This is a genomic window from Novosphingobium sp. fls2-241-R2A-195, assembly GCF_030209485.1.
Taxonomy (GTDB): Bacteria; Pseudomonadota; Alphaproteobacteria; order Sphingomonadales; family Sphingomonadaceae; genus Novosphingobium; species Novosphingobium resinovorum.
This window is the reverse complement of sequence record NZ_JARVRY010000022.1, coordinates 1-15478: the sequence shown is the minus strand read 5'-3', so window position 1 is coordinate 15478 and position 15478 is coordinate 1. Positions and strand designations below refer to the sequence as shown.

Below are 15478 nucleotides of genomic sequence, written 5' to 3'. Positions count from 1 at the left end.
GATGGCGAAGGTTCTGCGCATCGCCGCTCTCGTCGTCGCCGTGGCGGCCGCGATCCCCTCGGGCGGCACCTCGCTGCTCGGCGCGGGCCTCGCCGTCAGCGCCTCTACCGCAGCCATGATCGCCACAGCAGTCGGCGTCGCCTCGACTCTGGCGGGTAGCCTGATGGCCAAGCCACCCGCCATCGAGGGCGGGCAGACGCAGTGGCAGAGCGATCCGAACAGCAGTATCCCGATCGTGCTCGGCGATACGCTTGTCAGTCCCTACATCGTCTATCGCAAGACGAGCGGGAAATCGAACAAGTACCAGTTCCTCTGCAACGTGATCTCGGGATGCGGCCCGATCGCGGGCATCGACGCCACCAAGATCGACGACGTGACGACCACGTTTGCCGGTTACAACGCGATCGGCAGCCTGCACGACCGCGTCTACCAGCGCACGCAGCTGGGCGCTTGCCCGGAAGCCGCCGCACTGATCCCGGCCGGGCCGTGGGGCACGCTGCCCAGCTGGGGCGCGGCCAACAAGCTCTCTGGCTACGCGGCGGCGATGACCGCCTACGTCTTCGACGGCAAAGGCAAGAGCACCTTCACGCAGGTGCCTACCACGCAATACCGGGTACGCGGGGTCCTGTGCTACGACCCGAGGCAGGACAGCACGTATCCCGGCGGCTCCGGCACGCAGCGCTGGAATGACCAGACCACGTGGGCGTTCAGCACCAACGGATGGGTGCAGGCGATCACCTTCGCCCTAGGCTGGCATCAGGGGCCGAATGCGATCCGCGTCGGTGGCGTCGGCATGCCCATCACCTCGATCGACCTTCCGGCGTTCGTGGAGGCGGCGAACGTCGCCGATGCCAACAACTGGAAGTCGGGCGGCCGCATTTCGACCGGCGACAACAAATGGGAATCGCTCAAGGCCCTGTGCCAGGCGGGCGGCGGCGAACCGGTGCGGCTGGGCGCGACCCTGTCGTGCATCATCAATACCCCGCGCGTGTCGATCGGCACGATCACCGTCGATGACTTCATCGGCAACGCTTCGGTCACCACCACGCAGACCCGCCGCGACCGCGTCAACGGCATTATCCCGACCTATCGGAGCGAAGATCACAAGTTCGAACAGGTCCCGGCCGGGGTGGTGCGCAATGCCGCATACCTCGCCCAGGATGGCGGCATCGAGCGCACCAAGGAGGTCACGTACCCCATGGTTCAGTGCTACGCCGGGCAGCGCCCCGACCAGGCGGCGCAGCTGGCAGGGTACGACATCGCCAACGCGCGCGAGGCAGGCCCCGCCGTCTTCCCGCTCAAGCTGCGCTGGCTGGGCTACCGTGCGGGCGACTGCCTGACGATCGAGGACACCAAGGAATTCGGATACCTGCGCGGCAAGACGGTGATCGTCCTGCGCCGCCAGCTTGACCCGGAAACGGCGAGCGTGGTGCTGACGCTGCGCGAGGAGACACCGGGCAAGCATGTGTGGGCGCTCGGTCTGACCGGCAGTGCGGCACCGACGACCGATTCTAACCCGGTGCCGGACGCGACTGCTCCAGAGGCCGGAGAATGGACGGCAGCGACGCACGTGGAATTCCTTGGCGGCGTGCCGACTGGAACAATCGAGCTCAACGGCGCCGTAGACGATGACAGCGCCCTTCAGGTCGTCATCGAGTACCGCGAAACCGGGTCGCCAGACTGGATACAGTCCGCGGTGCTGCCGCCCTCTGCCACGCATCACGAGTTGATGGGACTGTCGGTCGATCGCACCTATGACGTAGCCGTCAGCTACTTCACCGACCTGCGGCTGGTATTCACTGGCCTGACATTCACTTACACCGCGCCGCCTGCAGCCCAGGTGACAGAAGTTGACCTCTCGTCCCCCGCCGCTGGCACAGCGACGATCGCGTGGCGCGATCCGACCTCGTCCAACTACTACGCCACCCGGCTCCATCGGAACACGGTCAACAGCTTCGGCACCGCGTCGCAAGTCAATGGCGACATGCTGGGGCAGTTGGCGGGGACGCCGGTTTATGACGACACCGGACTTGCCACGGGCACTTACCACTACTGGCTGGTGACCGTGAACACTGACGGGCTTGCCGGGACGCCGGTCTACACCGGTTCGGTTGCCGTCTGATGGGCCTGCGCAAAATCGTCACCGCCGTGCGCAATGCGGCTGGGGTCCGATCGTTCGGCACGGTCGCAGACGGCAAGGATGGCGCCAACGGGACCAACGGAACGAACGGCGTCAACGGATGGACGCCGATCCTCGCGCCCGAGCAGGACGGCACGCGCACGCTTCTGAAGGTCATGGACTGGGTTGGCGGCTCGGGCACGAAGCCCGCCGCAGGCATGTATCTCAGCACGGCGGGATACGTTGACCTGAAGGCCAACGCCTTCAACTTTAACACCGCCAAGAAGTTCGGGATTTTCAGCGCCGTCAGCAACGCACAGGGAATTGCGACGATCAGCTTCGGCAGCATGTTCGCAGAATCGGCCGCCGTACCGACGATCGCATACTTCGGCATTCCGGCTACGGCTGTCGGAGGGGTCAAGGTGGCTCCGGTTGCTGCCACACTGTCCAAGTCAGGCGTCCAAATAAAAGCAGAGGCCCCGAGCCTGCTGGGCACTGTTCTCACGGTCCTAGTCGGCGCGACCGTCTTCGTGTTCGCCGCCGAACAATAGTCCTCACTCCTATCGGGGTTTTCCATGGCAACAATTTTCGATGATTGGCTACGCGCCTTGGCTGCCACGCAGAAAGGCCCGGTAACTTTTCCCGCTGCGTCGCGAGGCAGGCCGTATTTCACCACGATCAGCCTTCCAGGAGATTTTACGGGAGCGGTTATGACTGTCCAGGCAAGGCTGCGGCCTGACGCGGCAGGCGATCCGATAGCTTCCTTCACGGTTGCCGGGCCAGAGGTGGCGGCGGGGCTTTCAACTTTTGCCCTCTCCATGACCGCCGGCGTTACGGCCGGATTTCCGCCTGATTCGGATCTGGACGGCGTGGAGCAGTTCGCGGTCGATGTTCTGCTGACACCCGCTGGCGGAATGACCGAACTGCTGTTTGGCGGGGTGCTCCCCTTGCTTGGAAGGGTTACCGCATGAGCGAGATCACGGTTCAGTTCGGCGGACAGCCGATTGTTGTCAGCTTCGGCGAAAACACTGCGCTCGCCTTGTCTTACGCCGCGTCTGCAGCGGCAAGCGAGGAGGCCGCACAGGCGGCGCGCGAGGATACCGAAGCACTGCTCGCAACCGCGCAGGATTTCCAGTATGACGCCCCCGCCGCAGTCGGGCTGATGCAGGCGGCCGCTCGCGCCGGTCGCTCCTCTGTAGACCGCGCTGCCATCGCCTACACCAAGGGGCTGTACTTCGACTTCGCTGCGGCAATCTTCGTCCTAGCCGGTGTCAATGCCGCCAACCCGAACCATTTTCCCGCACTGACCGCTACTCGCGCATCGGCGGCATATGCCCTCAACAAAGCGGGGCGTTACTCCAGCTTCACCGCGGACACTCTGCGCACGACTGACCGCGGGGCCCTGATCGAGGGGGCAGCAACCCAGGTTTGCCCGCAGCCGGTCGATTTTTCCAATGCGGCATGGACCCGTAGCAATGTCCAGACTCCGACCGCCATTCCCGCCGGTGCGCCCGATAACGCCAGCGCTTCATACGACCTGATCGAAAACACCAACGCCGCCGCGCAGATCTATCATCAGATCGCCACCGCAAGTCTTACTGCTGGGGTGTGGACCTGTTCCGTGCACCTCCAGCGCCGCGGGCGAAGATATGCTGGAATGCTGCTGACGGTCGCGGCCGGTAGCTCCGCATGGATCGTCGATTTCGACGCTCCCGGCGGCCCTTCGGTTGCCGCTGCGACTGGCGGTACCGGCCCGGTCGCCGTTGCTTTCGGCCTTATTCCGTTGGGCGGTGGTGTGTATCGCCTGTGGGTAGCCATGCCACTCAGCACCGCCGGAACGATCAACATGCGGGTCCAGGGCTTCGGCGGTCCTGCATATGCCGACCGAACCTATACCGGCACCGTCGGCACCATTTTTGCCCGCGCCTCGCTTGCGCAGATCGAGCGCGGGGCTGTCCCGACATCACCCATTCTCGCGAACGGGGCGATCCGGGCCGCAGATGTTACGACGTTGGCGCTGCCGGCAGGGAACAGCAACGATCAGTTTGAAATCGTATGGGAAGGAGGATCGGGAAAGTTCAAGCGCTCCGGGCTGGCAAATCCTAATGTTTTGAACATGGTGACCGACTTCGGCGCGCCATGGGCGGGCTCGTACATCCAGCATATCGCCCTAACCCCGGCGCTCGACGAGCGCCTGCTTGCCGCGAACCCGTCCGGCGGCTTGCCGTGGCTGGTCGCGATGGATGGAACTTTCGCTTTGAACAGCAAAGTTTACGCGAGCGAGGCGGAGATCATGTCCTTTCTTGGCGCATCGGTAACGGGATCGATCGCCAATATCGAAGGGTATGCATCTCCAGACGCGACGAACCTGCTTGCCGGGGTAGACTTCACGATCGACCAGCAGGGATTCACGCTGGTGCAAGATGCCACCGTCAGCAGAAGCGACGGCTATCTTAACATGACGCTTGGCTCTGCTGCTGGCGTTTCTTCCGGGCTTGCCTGCAAGATGGTCGTCGAGCCCGGCAAGGCCTACAGGTTCTCGGCGACACTCAAGGCCTCGGTGTCCGGCGGCGCGCTCTCGCTCGTGCTGGTCAACCGCACTGACTTCGCCGCAGGTCGCTACCTGAGTAAAGTTACCGCCGGAGTGGCGGATACGGCCGTAAGCGTAGTGGGTGCCGGGGGTTTCGGGGATGGCATGTATGTAGGCATGTTCCATCTTCCGGATTCCCCTGCCGGCCTTGTGGGGTCGATGAAGAACGTGTCTCTTGTCGAGACTTCGCCTGGCCCCGGATTTCCGAGCGGGAACGTCTCGGTGGAACTTGTAGGGACAACGCCCGCAGCCCTTCCGAGCGCAGGCCAGATCCAGATTCTCTATCAGATCGATGCTGGCGGCGAAGGCGACCGCTGGCGCGTGGAGTGGCGGAACGATAAGTCCGTTCATGCCACGGCGCAGATTGGCGGCGGTGCTGGGACCCCTGCGCCGACGGCGGATATCACGCTCGGCACTCTCGACATCAGCACCGCTTTCCACCTCGTTGCAGGTATGTCGGCGACTGCTCTGCGCGGCGCGGTCAACGGCGCCGGCGCGCAGGTAGACACCATGCTCCCCGTCGGTGCGGCAGCCCTGCGCATCGGTCGCGACAGCGCCAATGCTTCGCAATTCCTTGGCACGATCACCGGAAAGATCGTCAGCGCCGGGGTCGAGACGCTGGAATGGATGAAGGCGCGGACCAAGCCGGTCATGCAGCAGAGCGGCCCGCTGCCGATTGTAGCGCATGGCGACAGCTATTCCGGGCAGGGCACTGGCTATGCGGCGCCGTTGGCCGAACTTATGGTTCCTGACGGCAGCGGCGGAATGCGGCGCCGCTTCGACGTGATGCGCACTGGCGTCGGCAGCAGCACATTCGAAGACCAATACAATCTGCTGATCGCCAATGCAGCGGCGATCAAGGACAGGACCATCATCTGGTGGGACGGCAGTGAGAACGGCCACGTCAACGGACAGTGGACGACCGAGTTCGCGCAGTTCCAGGCGGTCGTCGCCGCGCTGGGTCACAACCGCATCCTGTATGTGCGCAGCGGTCAGATCCCGGCGGCGGGCATGGGCAGCAATTCGCCGACCACCTCTCGCGCGCAGTCCAGCCTGGACATGGATGGCTTGTACGAGGCGATACGGGGCACTCACGGCCCGAGCCGCGTCTTCGATCCGCTCGACATCACCCGCACCTTCATCAGCGGCACTCCCGGCTCCGACGCACGTATCAAGGATCAGTCCGACATCAACTTCGGCTACGCGCCGCGCAGCATCTTCGTCGATGGCGCCCATTACTTCGTCCAGTACATGCGCGCAGTCGTCGTGGGGCTTCCGGGGCTGCCTGGGCTCGCCGATCGCGCGGCGGCGCTGGCGCGATGACGCCTGCTGATATCGCTCCGGCCGCAGATGCGGTCGTCCAGACGACGCAGGGTGGTTCGATCCGTGCCGGCGTCTGGACCGGCGTGTTTGTTGCCGCGCTCGGCGTCATCACCGTCATCGTCAAGCAATGGGGGCCTTGGCTGACCATCACAGGAAATCAGCGCCGCGCTGACATCGAAGGCATGGGTAAGCGCATCGCCGAACTGGAAGCCCGTCTCGATCGTCAGGCTTCGGAGAGCACTGCAAAGCTCGAACAGGAGCGCGCCCAGCACGCCGCCGAGATCCAGCATATGCGCCACCGCATGAACAATCTGGACACGTCGCTGACGCTGCTTCTTGCACTTATCGAGCAGGATCCGACCAAGGCCAGCGAGGCCGCCGCCCGCGTGCGCCAGAAGCGCGAGCGCCAGGAAGCCAATGAAATCGCGGAGAAGAGCGTGCTCACTGCCGCCCGCCTCGCGCCGACAGCAATCCCGGAGGAATGATCATGGACCCCCGCAAACCAATCTTCGACGCCGCTCGCACCGCCAAGGGGTCCGGCTTCACGCAGATCCACGTCGACGCGATCAATGCCGCGCTCGATCAGGCTGGCGTGCCACGCGAACTCGTACCGGGCCAGCGCGCGGTTGGCACCAAGGGCATTGCCCTCATGCACAAATGGGAAGGCAGCAAGCTGGTCGCCTATCCCGACCCCGGCAGCAAGGATGGCAACCCGTGGACGATCGGGCGCGGAGCAACCGGACCTGGCATCACGAAGGGCACCGTCTGGACGCAGGCACAGGTGGATGCGCGTTTCGCGCAAGACCTCGTCAGCTACGCGGCCGCCGTGTCCAAGTTCATCGGCGACACGCCGACGACGCAGGACCAGTTCGATGCGCTTGTCGCGTTCCACTACAACACCGGCAAGATCGCGGCGTCCACGCTCGGCAAGCTCCACAAGGCGGGCAACTATGCCGGAGCGGCAGCCGAGTTCCCAAAGTGGATCTACAACGACGGCAAGCCCATGGACGGGCTCAAGAATCGCCGCGCTGACGAGCGCAAGCTGTATGAGGGCAAATGGCCATGAAAGCCCGTACCCCCCTGTCCCTGCGCGACTATATCGGCGTCGGTTTGGTCTTTGCTTTCATCTCGGTGCTGGTCGCCCTTCTCTTCAAGAACATCCCGCAGGCGAATGAGCAGCTGATCGTCTACATGCTGGGCCAGCTCTCGGGCTTTGTGAGCACGGTCGTCGCGTTCCATTACGTGCTCAACAAGAGCAGCGAGACGGCAACGGAGAACACCGGCAAGGCGTTCGACGCCCTCAAGGCCGCGGCGGAGAGCACGCCTCCGGAAAAGCAGCCATGATCCGCAAAGCCCTTTCCTGGCTCACCGGAGTGCCTGAGATCGTCTGGCCTGTCCTCGCGCTCGCACTGATCGTTGGAGGGGTGATCCTCTGGGACCGGTACGATGACGCTCAAGTCGTCGAGAAGATCAATCGGGAACGTGCCGCCGCGAGCGCGCAGGCGGGCGTCGAGAGTGCCGAGGACCGCGCCGACCGCGTCCGCATCGACCTCGAGAACAAACAGGCTCGCGAGCTGGCCATCGCTCGCGCCGAAGCATCGGAGGCGGCCAAGGCTCCCGAGGCGCGCTCCACCGTGTCCGCGCAGGACCGCGCCCTGAACTGTGAGCGGCTGCGCCAGGCCGGGCTTACCGGCGGCGCGAAATACAGGGAGCTATGCCAGTGAAGCGACTGCTTGCCGTGATGGGAATCACAGTTGCGCTCGCCGCCTGCGGACCTCGTCCGCAAGTCGGATACCCGCTTCCAAAGGACGTGCAGGCCATGGTGGAGCGCAAACCTGCGCCTACCGAGGATATCCTTACCGATCCGGCCGCGTCTGCCCGTTATAACGCCACCATCGAGGCGTGGGGTGACCGCATCAGTTCAGCCGCTGGCATCGTGTGCCGGAACCTCATTTCTCAGGGTATGGCGGGGGTGAATTGCCCGGCGAAGTGACGGGAACGGGATGCCAATAACGACGTTGTCCCGGTCGGCGTCTGATGAATAGTGGCATCAGGCGCCAGCGACCCGAGGGCTGTGTGGCCCTAGCAACAACTGGCCCGGCCCTTCCCTGGTGCCGGGCCTTTTTGCGTCAACGCCTTATGGTCACTGTTTGATACCAGCGTATTCGAACATGCGCTCCAGGTCGGCTGGATCGCGCATATCGAAAACAGGGATGCTCACGCGCCTGCGATCCTGCTCCACCAGCTTCGCCATGCGATCGAGCAGGGATGGAAAGATGTCGCGCAGCTGGACGTAGTCGGAGAGCTCGGCACCTTCCCTGCCCGCCTGGTCATACCGGTACCGCGCCATGCGCATCAGGTCTTCGTCGCTGAGCGGGAGCGTCAGTTGATCGTCTGCCATCGAAAGGCCCTTTCGCGAATCAGTGAAACCTGCGCATAGCATGTTCCATATTTGTTCTCATATGGAGTTTGCGCGATGGACACCCCCAGCGAGCCGTTCCCGCAGATTTTGACCGCCGATCAAGTGCGCTTCGAGATCGTGCGGGGCGTCCAGCAAATCCCGCGATCGGTGCAGCGCGACATGCTCGTGAAGGACCGGGACAAAGCCCAGCGCGCCCAAGAGGCGGCGGTTGCCGTCATCCAAGCGCGGTTCGACAATCTGCAGGTGCGCGGCCCCGCTGCAGTCGGGAGCATATTCCAGGATCGATCACGATGACCTGCCGCATCTGCACTGCGAATGACGAGGAGGCGCTGATCGAGCAGATGGCCGAGGCGATGTGGTTGACGCAGTCGAGCACCGACCCGGATGACGAATGGCGGCCGTGGGAGCGAGCGGGGCCCTACTGGCAGCGGATCATGCGCGAGTTTGCGACGGCGTCATTGCGGGTGCTGCGGCGCGATTTCGCTGGAAGTTAGTTCGGGGTTTCTCGGCGCAGGTTTGGCCACATGATGGCGTCGCCGGCCTTCTCGCCGAGCATGACGTCGATCATGCGGTTGAAGAATTCGAGCGCCATCGCCTGGTCAGTCAGGGGTAGCGAAACATAGGCTCCGGCGAACGCGCGTTCAACGTCGTCCTCTGATGCCATGCGCAAACGTTCGATGTCGTTCATTCTGCATCCTTCCTCATTTGAGGTGAGAACAATGGTATCGCTCGGAGCCCTTTCAAAACAAGGCTTGGCTTGTTCTCTGCGGTCGCTCTATCTGAGGGCGACTAAGGGGGGTAGAATGGCAGCCGAAATGGGAAAGCACGTCCGCACGACAATCCGTTATGATGGTCCGGCCTTGGCTGGGCATGAAATGGATGCACAGGACCTTGCACCCGCCCTCCTTGCCCTAGCTGATCTGGTGCAAATCGCGAACCGCAGGTTCAACGGCACCGATACTTCGATCAAAGTGCTTGTTAGCGCTGATGTCGAGCAGCGATGCTTCATGATCGATGTGAGCCTAGTGCAGTCGTTCCTGGACCAAGCCAAGGTGTTCCTCGGTACCGACCATGTAAAAACCGTTTGGGATATAGCTCAATGGGTAGGTCTGCTGGGGGGCGGCACCACCGGTCTTTTTCAGCTCCTCAAATTCCTCACAAAGGCGAAGGAGAACGGCGAAAAGATCACCGTCAACTCGCATGGTCTGGATAATGTGATCGTCACCGGCGACGGCAACACCATAATCATACCGCGAGAGGTCTATCTGTTGGCCAATGAGCCGAAAGCGGTAGAAAAAGCAAAGGGCGTCATGCGTCCATTGGCCAAAGAAGGATACGAAACGCTCGCCTTTTTAGAAGGCGACCACGAGATTTTTGAGGTAGATGCGAAAGAGGCGAGCGGGATTGATAGCCTCCCCAATCAACCTCTTTCCGAGGTGCCGACTGAGACGCATGCCCATATCCGCGGGGAGGTCCGGATTAAGTCTGCGCAGTATGAGGGAGCGGCTCAGTGGGGCTTTCTTTGGAACGGTCGCGCCATTAATGCGGAGATGGCCGAAGCTGCTCTGATATGGGTTGCAGCTTTCCAGGCCAATAAAGTCTCCGCGCCACCGAACAGCATCCTCGACGTATCCATGATCGAGACCGTCCAGCTAGATTCGCACGGCATGATAGTCGGCAAGCCGTCTTATAAGGTGGTTGCGGTCCACGGGGTGAAAGAACCACCAAGGCAGTATTCGATCTTTTAGGGTCCGGCGCAAATCTCCCAGCGCCATTTTGCTTCTACGGGGTGGCGATCTGACCGCGGTCGGCTGGGGCAGTCCCATGACCTACCCCGAACAGATTCACGGCGCCGCAACCCTGCGGCACGAAGACTAATACCTAACTCCGTTGCTAGGGTGTAGGTCACCATCCGCTTATGGCCCATCGCAGCAGATGCCCGCCAAGCGGCACGGTACAGCATGCTGCAAGCGTTCCTCGCTCCGTCCGTGCACATGCGCGTCACCTCCGCCGTGAAGCCGTCGTCTAAGCTCCTTGCGACAGGCCTTCCAACGACGGCGACCCCGCGAAGTCGCCCGGTCTCATCTGCCACGCCGATACAGAACTTGCATCCCCGCACCCCAGGGTGATGGCGATGATGTTCTGTCACGAAGGCGTTTGCATCCTTCATCGTGACCGGCACTATTATCAGCTTGGAATACGCCTGGTGGTCGCAGGGATCGAGGGATAGGCCCGCGTGATCCTTGTAGCCAGTGCCGCCGCACAGGCCACATCCAGCCGCCGCGGCGGTCACACGGGCACCCATTCATACGCGCCGATTACCGTCGCCCTTTTGGTCCGGATGGGCGCCCGTGACGACCCCCATTGGCCGCGTTGACCGTCAGCAGTTTCGATGTAAGTCTTTGATATCCGCCTGTGGATAATTCCGAAATTCAGCAGCGAGGCGCGCAGAAAGAACGCACCAAGAACGGTTTTTGGTACCGGCATTCGCAGGTTCGAATCCTGCCGCCCCAGCCAGCACTCCATTCCAGAGCATTCCAGACCGTCTCAGGACGGATTTAAGAATGGCGGAAATCCGCGACTTTTAGGGCTTCCAATGACCCTTGGCGTCCCAGGAGGGAGGCTTGCAGCCCGCCCCCTAGTTGATCAATTCTGGGGTACATTTTCACCATCGTCAGGGTAGATTTCAAGCCATCGGGATTCGAACCTGCGTTTCGTGGGAGGAAGTACCCTGATGCTTACCAACATTGCGATCACGGCCATGAAGCCGCAAGCTAAGCCCTACAAAAGGGCTTCGGCATCTGCTCCCAGAACTCTCGGCGCATCGCAGCAAGTCGCCCTCTATCATCCTCGGGCATAACCGCGAGGAAGTCGTCGAGCAGCCCCCCCCACCGTATCCATCACCCGAAGGCTCGCCATCCTGAACCCTTTGAGCGTCTTGAACATGCCCGGTTCAAGCATGCGGATTCCGGGGTTATCGCGCGCACCATTCCGAATTGATGGCGCGCGGGATTCCGAGGTGATCGCGCGCAGCGTTCCGAGAATTATCCGCGCAGCATTCCGAGATGATCGCGCGCAGTTTGGGATGACGTGAAGCCTGATCGTTGGGACCAGTTCCCTGGCTGAGCAGCCAAGAGGATTGGATGCCGACGAGGAGGGTAATGATGCGCCATGTGCGCGAGATATTGAGGCTGAGCCTGGATGCCAGGCTATCGACGCGCGCTGTAGCCGAACATGTACGCACTGGGGCAACCACGGTGCGCGACACGCTCAGGCGTGTCAATCGGCGCGCAAACGGGGACCGGGATCGGCGTGCAATAGGGGACCAGGGTTTGACGGGTGCTTACGCCGTGGCGGGATGGCGGAGGGCGTAGCCCGGAGGCATCCCGCCACGGCGTAAATCGTCTTCTTTTCCGTGTGGCTGGGCTCAGCTTCGATTTTTGAAGCGCCAGCTGTCGTTGCCAGTCTCGATGATATCGCAATGGTGCGTGAGCCGGTCGAGCAGAGCGGTGGTCATCTTGGCGTCGCCAAAGACGGTGGGCCATTCGCCGAAGGCGAGGTTGGTGGTGACGATGATCGAGGTGCGCTCATAAAGGCGGCTGATGAGGTGGAACAGTAACTGGCCGCCAGTGCGCGCGAACGGCAGATACCCCAGCTCGTCGAGGATCAGAAGGTCGAGCCGCGAGAGATGTTCGGCGAGCTTGCCGGCCCGGCCCTGGTGGGTCTCCAGTTCGAGCAGGTTTACCAGGTCGGTGGTATTGTAGAACCGGACGCGGGCGTCGCTGCGGATGCAGTTGCGGGCAATGGCGATGCTGAGGTGGGTCTTTCCCGACCCCGTGCCGCCGACCAGGACGACATTGCGCTGGCTGGCGAGGAAGGCGCCGGTAGCAAGATCGCGAACCAGCCCTTCGTTGATCGGTGTGCCGGTAAACTCGAAGCCGTCGAGTTCGCGGGCAAGCGGCAGCTTGGATGCGGCCATCTGGTACTTGATGGAGCGGGCGTGCTTCTCGGCGACCTCGGCCTTCAGCAGGTCGCCAACGACGTGCTGAACGGGATGCTGGCGCTTGAGGGCGTCGGCAATGACTTCGTCATAGGCATGACGCATGCCAGCGAGCTTCAACTCGGCCATGAGGCCGATGATCTCATGGCGCTCCAACATCATGCTGCCCTCCGCACGGGCAGCAGCCGATCGTAGCGGCCGGCATCGGCGATGGGCTCGATCTTGAGCTGCAGATGCTCGGGCGTGGCGATGCTGGGCTCCATCGGCGCCGATCGGGACCGGGCCAGGATATTGAGTACGACATCAGCGCTGGTGCCCCTTGGGCCAACGCTTCGGTGGCAGCCGCTTCGAGTGCATCGAGGCCATCGACCGTGGCCGCTGTCAGGATCTTGACCATCTGCCGATCGCCATCGTTGCTGCCCTTCAGCTTGCCACGAAGGCGCTCCAGTGCTGGCGGCAGGGCCAGTTGCTTGAACGGCGCGCCGTTCCTCAGCGCACCTGGCTTCTTCGCCAGAACCGGCACATAGTGCCAGGGATCATAGACGGTCTGCTCGCGACCGAAGCGGCGATCGTGTTCGGCGACGATATCGTCACCCTGGCGGATGACGATGCGGTCGGCATAGCCGTGGACTTCGACCGGACGCCCGAGCGCACGCGCCGCCACCGAGTACTTGTTGTAGTCGAACCGCACGAGCAGCGTCTTCGAGACTGAGGCCGCGACCGCGTGGAAGCCGTCGAACGGGACCGACGGCATACGCATCAAGGCCGCCTTCTCGTCCTCGAACACGCCGGCGATGGTGCGATCGCGCAGCTCGGGATGGCGATGGACATTGACGTGTTCCCGGCAGCGGTCGCGCAGCCAGGCATTCAGCTCGTCATAGCTGGCGAAGCGCAGCCGCGGCGTGAAGAAGCGTTCGCGCACCAAGCCGACCTGGTTCTCGACCTGGCCCTTCTCCCACCCCGCCGCCGGCGTGCAGGCGGTTGGTTCGACCAGGTAATGGTTGCACATCTGCAGGAAGCGGCGGTTGAACTTGCGTTCCTTGCCCAGGAACACCGCATCCACCGCGGTGGTCATGTTGTCGTAAATCCCGCGCGTGCAGACGCCGCCGAAGAAGGCGAACGCCCGTGCATGGGCGTCGAACACCATCTCCTGCGTCTCGCGGGGATAGGCTCGCACGAAGAACATCCGGCTATGGCACAGCCGCATATGGGCGACCTTCACCGTCGTCGTCACGCCGGCCAGCACTACGACATCATGGCTCCAATCGAACTGGTAAGCCTCGCCGGGCTCGAAGCTCAGCGGCACGAACGCGGTCGCCGTGCGGCCCACTTCCTCGCGCTGCCAGCGGCGGGCATGACGGCGAACCGTATCGTAGCCGCCTTCATATCCCTGCGCCCGCAACGCCTCGAACAACCTGATCAGAGTCAGCCGCTCGCGCCGGGGCTTGCGCTCGTTCTCCGCCAGTAACCGCTCGAGCTCGGTGACGTGGGGCCCGAGCTTGGGCTTGGGCTGAACCGTGCGGTCGTAGCTGAACTTGCCGTCCTCGGCCTCGATTGCCTTCCTGACCGTCTTCCTCGAAACATGCAGTCGCCGCGCAATCTCCCGCACCGACTGGCGCTGCACGAAATATGCGCGCCTGATCCGTCCAATCGTCTCCACCGTCGTCATCCTCCGCCTCGTCGTCAGCCCCAAATAGCCAACGAACAGAAATGACCCGGGGGTGGTCCCCGATTAGGCGCCGATCACCGAGTCAGGTGGGCACCACTTGCACGCCGAAACACAGGTGAAGCAGGCGAACGCATCGCTGTCCATGATCGCCTACCATTTTGGCGACACAGAAAGCTTCGTGAACGAGGCTGTCTGGCGTGCCCTGGTACAGGGCATCCCTATTGAGGTGGACCCCAACCGCGCGGACGGCCTGCCGCTATCGGCGATCGACGACTGGACCGAACTTCTGGCCCGGCTCATCCGTCCTCGGCAGGAGCGGGAGTTGCCTGGCTTTTACGTTGGGGTAGCCCGCCTTATCGGGCAGGCCGCGCTATTCGCTAGGCGCCGAAAGGACCTGCTTCCGGTCATTCTCCATCTTCGTAAGATCGAAGGGACCGGAACCTTTCGGGCCAGCCAGACAATCTGGCCGACCGGACTCGCGATCGAAAAGCCTAGCACTCCTGAGATTGCCGTTGAGCTGCCCCTGCCCCCGCCCCCCCCCTGTTCGCCATTCCCGGTGGCGAGCGCTGCGCTCTATAGCCGCCAGTCCGGTGTCCGTCGCACTCGCAGAAATGCAGCCTGACCGGACACGCCCCTTTGCAGACATTTCGCTTAGCGCGGCGCACGATAGTTTTGGACCGATATGAGTGACATCGATCGAGAGGAACGAAGTATTCTGACCCTCTCTTTGCGCGCAATGCTTTGGATTTCACTAATCCCATCTGGGTTATTTGCAATATTTATGTTAGTCGTCGGACTGACATATGGGTTTACCTTGTGGGATGCGAAATATCCTACGACTACGGTGATTTGGATAGACACCTTAATCGCACCTCTCCTCATTGTAATGACGCTCAGGATGCGGAACTCCTCGCCTGCCATACTAATATCGACTTTAGTTTTGGGGTTGGTTTTAGACGCGATGTTGTTCGCTCTTGCTTTTTGGCGCTGAGCCAAACTCGGTTTGAGGTGATAGAGGGCTGCCACATCTCAAGAGAAGCCCAAAAGACACCACTGCTGAAAAAACCGCATACGGCATCTTGAGCACGAACGCTCATGTCCGCAATGGGGCGCTTGTCGCTGGATCGTTTTGCCGATCGATCACGAGCCATTGACAATCCCCCCCTTGAAAGATAGCGCTATCATTCATATTCGGACGTCGATGAAATCCTGTGGCTGCAATGCAGGGTGGGGCTTTGGGCAGACCGGGAAAAGACATACGAAACGCACGGGCAAAGCCCTGACCTGAGGGGATGCAGCAATGATCACCGGCGCCATTCTCATCGGCCGCGAAGAAGCGCAGACGCAGGCGGGCT

General features: G+C 62.3%; 18 protein-coding genes and 1 pseudogene. 13 read left to right on the top strand and 6 right to left on the bottom strand.

Annotated elements, in window-relative coordinates; genetic code table 11:
* Window position 1 precedes the first annotated feature (1 nt).
* From QRN25_RS16075 to QRN25_RS16035, 9 genes are read left to right on the top strand one after another with little or no spacing between them, the layout of a single operon-like run.
* The gene (locus QRN25_RS16075; RefSeq protein WP_285020222.1) at window positions 2–2122 is read left to right on the top strand and encodes a phage tail protein; all 2121 of its coding nucleotides are present in this window, start codon (window positions 2–4) and stop codon (window positions 2120–2122) included.
* On the top strand, window positions 2122–2670 hold the full coding sequence (locus QRN25_RS16070) for a hypothetical protein (RefSeq protein WP_285020221.1): 549 nt from the start codon (window positions 2122–2124) through the stop codon (window positions 2668–2670). Before QRN25_RS16075 ends, QRN25_RS16070 begins: the two co-directional genes overlap by 1 nt.
* A gap of 24 nt (window positions 2671–2694) precedes the next feature.
* On the top strand, window positions 2695–3090 hold the full coding sequence (locus QRN25_RS16065; protein ID WP_285020220.1) for a hypothetical protein: 396 nt from the start codon (window positions 2695–2697) through the stop codon (window positions 3088–3090).
* A complete protein-coding gene (locus QRN25_RS16060) occupies window positions 3087–6032 on the top strand; it encodes a phage head spike fiber domain-containing protein (protein WP_285020219.1) in 2946 nt (981 codons plus the stop codon). The genes QRN25_RS16065 and QRN25_RS16060 overlap by 4 nt, the downstream gene beginning before the upstream one ends.
* Window positions 6029–6517 carry a hypothetical protein gene (locus tag QRN25_RS16055; protein ID WP_285020218.1) on the top strand — a complete coding sequence of 163 codons (489 nt, stop codon included), beginning with the start codon at window positions 6029–6031 and terminating at the stop codon, window positions 6515–6517. The genes QRN25_RS16060 and QRN25_RS16055 overlap by 4 nt, the downstream gene beginning before the upstream one ends.
* A gap of 2 nt (window positions 6518–6519) precedes the next feature.
* Window positions 6520–7098 carry a lysozyme gene (locus tag QRN25_RS16050; protein WP_285020217.1) on the top strand — a complete coding sequence of 193 codons (579 nt, stop codon included), beginning with the start codon at window positions 6520–6522 and terminating at the stop codon, window positions 7096–7098.
* The gene (locus QRN25_RS16045) at window positions 7089–7376 is read left to right on the top strand and encodes a hypothetical protein (RefSeq protein WP_285020216.1); all 288 of its coding nucleotides are present in this window, start codon (window positions 7089–7091) and stop codon (window positions 7374–7376) included. Before QRN25_RS16050 ends, QRN25_RS16045 begins: the two co-directional genes overlap by 10 nt.
* On the top strand, window positions 7373–7756 hold the full coding sequence (locus QRN25_RS16040) for a hypothetical protein (protein ID WP_285020215.1): 384 nt from the start codon (window positions 7373–7375) through the stop codon (window positions 7754–7756). Before QRN25_RS16045 ends, QRN25_RS16040 begins: the two co-directional genes overlap by 4 nt.
* On the top strand, window positions 7753–8025 hold the full coding sequence (locus QRN25_RS16035; protein WP_285020214.1) for a hypothetical protein: 273 nt from the start codon (window positions 7753–7755) through the stop codon (window positions 8023–8025). The genes QRN25_RS16040 and QRN25_RS16035 overlap by 4 nt, the downstream gene beginning before the upstream one ends.
* 150 nt (window positions 8026–8175) lie before the next feature.
* Here QRN25_RS16035 and QRN25_RS16030 read toward each other — a convergent pair whose 3' ends face one another.
* Entirely contained in the window at window positions 8176–8433 is a 258-nt protein-coding gene (locus QRN25_RS16030; protein WP_285020213.1) for a hypothetical protein, read from the bottom strand.
* 75 nt (window positions 8434–8508) lie between these two features.
* Here QRN25_RS16030 and QRN25_RS16025 point away from each other — a divergent pair, with 75 nt between their 5' ends.
* Together QRN25_RS16025 and QRN25_RS16020 are read left to right on the top strand one after the other, a co-directional pair.
* Complete coding sequence (locus QRN25_RS16025) at window positions 8509–8748, top strand: hypothetical protein (RefSeq protein WP_285020212.1); 240 nt, start codon at window positions 8509–8511, stop codon at window positions 8746–8748.
* Window positions 8745–8948 carry a hypothetical protein gene (locus tag QRN25_RS16020; protein WP_285020211.1) on the top strand — a complete coding sequence of 68 codons (204 nt, stop codon included), beginning with the start codon at window positions 8745–8747 and terminating at the stop codon, window positions 8946–8948. The genes QRN25_RS16025 and QRN25_RS16020 overlap by 4 nt, the downstream gene beginning before the upstream one ends.
* On the opposite strand, the gene QRN25_RS16015 is transcribed toward QRN25_RS16020, so the two are convergent.
* The gene (locus tag QRN25_RS16015; RefSeq protein WP_285020210.1) at window positions 8945–9142 is read right to left on the bottom strand and encodes a hypothetical protein; all 198 of its coding nucleotides are present in this window, start codon (window positions 9140–9142) and stop codon (window positions 8945–8947) included. The two genes, QRN25_RS16020 and QRN25_RS16015, sit on opposite strands and share 4 nt — an antisense overlap.
* A gap of 115 nt (window positions 9143–9257) precedes the next feature.
* Here QRN25_RS16015 and QRN25_RS16010 point away from each other — a divergent pair, with 115 nt between their 5' ends.
* Window positions 9258–10202, top strand: coding sequence for an LAPAL motif-containing putative phage structural protein (locus QRN25_RS16010; RefSeq protein ID WP_285020209.1), 945 nt, complete (start codon window positions 9258–9260; stop codon window positions 10200–10202).
* Here QRN25_RS16010 and QRN25_RS26375 read toward each other — a convergent pair.
* The 3 genes and pseudogenes from QRN25_RS26375 to istA all read right to left on the bottom strand — a co-directional run bounded on the left by QRN25_RS26375 (window position 10199) and on the right by istA (window position 14123).
* Window positions 10199–10759 carry an XF1762 family protein gene (locus tag QRN25_RS26375; protein WP_350224256.1) on the bottom strand — a complete coding sequence of 187 codons (561 nt, stop codon included), beginning with the start codon at window positions 10757–10759 and terminating at the stop codon, window positions 10199–10201. The two genes, QRN25_RS16010 and QRN25_RS26375, sit on opposite strands and share 4 nt — an antisense overlap.
* 1122 nt (window positions 10760–11881) lie before the next feature.
* Entirely contained in the window at window positions 11882–12613 is a 732-nt protein-coding gene (gene istB, locus QRN25_RS16005; protein WP_285020371.1) for an IS21-like element helper ATPase IstB, read from the bottom strand.
* A pseudogene (gene istA, locus QRN25_RS16000) lies at window positions 12613–14123 on the bottom strand (IS21 family transposase). Before istA ends, istB begins: the two are co-directional and overlap by 1 nt.
* Window positions 14124–14238: 115 nt before the next feature.
* Here istA and QRN25_RS15995 point away from each other — a divergent pair.
* Window positions 14239–14745 carry a hypothetical protein gene (locus QRN25_RS15995; protein WP_285020208.1) on the top strand — a complete coding sequence of 169 codons (507 nt, stop codon included), beginning with the start codon at window positions 14239–14241 and terminating at the stop codon, window positions 14743–14745.
* Window positions 14746–15216: 471 nt separating this feature from the next.
* Here the strand turns inward: QRN25_RS15995 and QRN25_RS15990 are convergent.
* Window positions 15217–15478: hypothetical protein (locus QRN25_RS15990; protein WP_285020207.1), on the bottom strand; the 262-nt coding region annotated here is incomplete at its 5' end.